Raw genomic sequence first — 2,125 nt, 5'->3', positions numbered from 1 at the left:
CGTAGTAAATCTCCCTCAAACTCTGCTAATGCAGACATCACAGAAGCCATGAGCTTTCCCTGAGATGTGGAAAGGTCAAACTGCAAACCTGTTTGTGCCACCAGAGATACCCCGAAATGCCCAAGATCTTGTAATGACTGTACGAGATCCACGGTGCTTCTGCCCCAGCGTGTCAATTCCGTCACCAAGATGGCATCGATTTCACGAGATTGCGCCATGGTCATCAAGTATTTTCTTTGCAATCTCTCATCCTTACTGCCTGATGCAGTTTCTTTCCAAACACCGACAACATCGTAGCCGCAACGATTGGCGTAGGCACGTAGGTCATATTCCTGTCGTTCGCAGGACTGATCGTTCGTTGATACTCGGCAATAAATGGCCGCATTCTGTCCCAATTGAACCTCCTTGCGAAATTGCAGCGCAAAGCTAAGCGTGGCGGTACAAAATAATGTACCTTTAATAGTTTAGTTTATTTGGGACTAATGAGCCATGCCGCGCCATTCTATTTTGTCGTCCACGGAATTGGGAAGCCTGTTCGAAATTCCAGATGATAGAGCTTTTATGCTTCAGCATTACACTCTGAGTGATTCTGATAAATCCATAGTCCATCAACATCGAGGGGCATCCAACAAGCTAGGCTTTGCAATTCAACTTTGCTACATGCGTTACCCTGGAGTGATATTGGGTATTAACGACGAACCATTCAAACCCTTACTTTTCATGATGGCTGCTCAACTTAGTATATCAGTGGACTGCTGGAATGATTATGGTCAGCGCGAGCAAACAAGACGAGAACATATTGCCGAATTGAAAAAAGTTTTTGGGTTCAAACTATTCACCTTGAGTGACTATCGGCAATCGGTCAATATGATGGTGGATTTGTCCCTTCAGACAGATAAAGGTCTTATTTTAGCCACAACTCTCGTTGAAAATTTACGACAAAAATCAGTCCTTTTGCCAGCTATAAATGCAATTGATAGTATTTGCGCAGAAGCAATCACATCTGCCAACCGCATAATTTATACTGCTTTGACGAGCTCACTTTCAGAAACTCATCGTCAAAATATAGATGCTTTGCTGAACCGTAAAGAGGGCAGCAAACTGACAATATTGGGGTGGCTTAGACAGTCACCAGCTAAACCAAACTCAAAGTACATGCTTGAGCACATTGAGCGGCTGAAGTGCTTACAAGCCATCGATCTACCTGAAGACATTGGAAAACACGTTCATCAAAATCGCTTACTGAAAATTGCTCGCGAAGGTGGGCAAATGACTCCTGCTGATTTGGCCAGATTTGAATCTCAACGTCGATATGCCACTTTGGTAGCAATCGTTGTGGAGAGTATGGCCACGATCACCGACGAAATTATTGACCTGCATGATCGCATTATTGGAAAGCTATTTGCTATCGCAAAAAATAAACACCAGCAACAATTTCAATCATCAGGTAAAGCGATCAACGACAAAGTGCGTTTGTATGGGCTTATCGGGAAAGCCTTGCTAGATGCCAAGCAAAATGGCAGTGATCCGTTTGCCGCCATCGAAACTGTTATTTCATGGGATGCTTTTGCAGCAAGTATTACTGAGGCAGAAAAACTGGCGCAACCCGAAGACTTTGATTTTTTACCACGAATTGGCGAGAGCTATGCAACTTTACGCCGTTACGCGCCAGAACTTCTTGCCATACTTAAATTGCGTGCTGCCCCAGCAGCAAAAGATATGCTTGCCGCTGTAGAGTTGCTCCGCAGCATGAATGTTGATAATACACGAAAAATCCCCTCTAATGCTCCAATAGCGTTTATCAAAAAACGGTGGGCAAGACTAGTCTTTACCGATGATGGTATTGATCGCCGCTATTACGAAATATGTGTGTTATCTGAACTTAAAAACTCGCTACGGGCTGGGGATCTCTGGGTACAAGGCTCTCGCCAATTCAAAGACTTCGATGAGTATTTAGTGACTGCTGATAAATTTAATCAGCTAAAACAGTCCAATGAGTTACCTCTAACCATTACTACTGATTGTGATCTATATTTGCAAAGTCGCCTTTCACTATTGGAGCAGAAATTAGCAATCATTAATCGCATGGCAGCGACCAACGATTTGCCTGATGCGATGATCAATC

Annotated in this window: 1 protein-coding gene and 1 pseudogene; one reads left to right on the top strand and one right to left on the bottom strand. The window is 43.6% G+C overall.

Going from position 1 to position 2,125, the window contains the following annotated elements; genetic code table 11:
* The coding region (locus tag FTV32_RS16680; protein WP_098733245.1) for a recombinase family protein at positions 1-395 on the bottom strand (395 nt) is incomplete at its 3' end.
* A gap of 94 nt (positions 396-489) precedes the next feature.
* Between FTV32_RS16680 and FTV32_RS16675 the strand changes: the two are divergent.
* Positions 490-2,125, top strand: a pseudogene (locus tag FTV32_RS16675) (Tn3-like element ISAcsp1 family transposase); the annotation flags it as partial.

The sequence above is a fragment of the Acinetobacter sp. YH16032 genome (assembly GCF_013417345.1).
Lineage (GTDB): Bacteria > Pseudomonadota > Gammaproteobacteria > Pseudomonadales > Moraxellaceae > Acinetobacter.
This window is presented reverse-complemented; position numbering and strand designations above follow the sequence as displayed.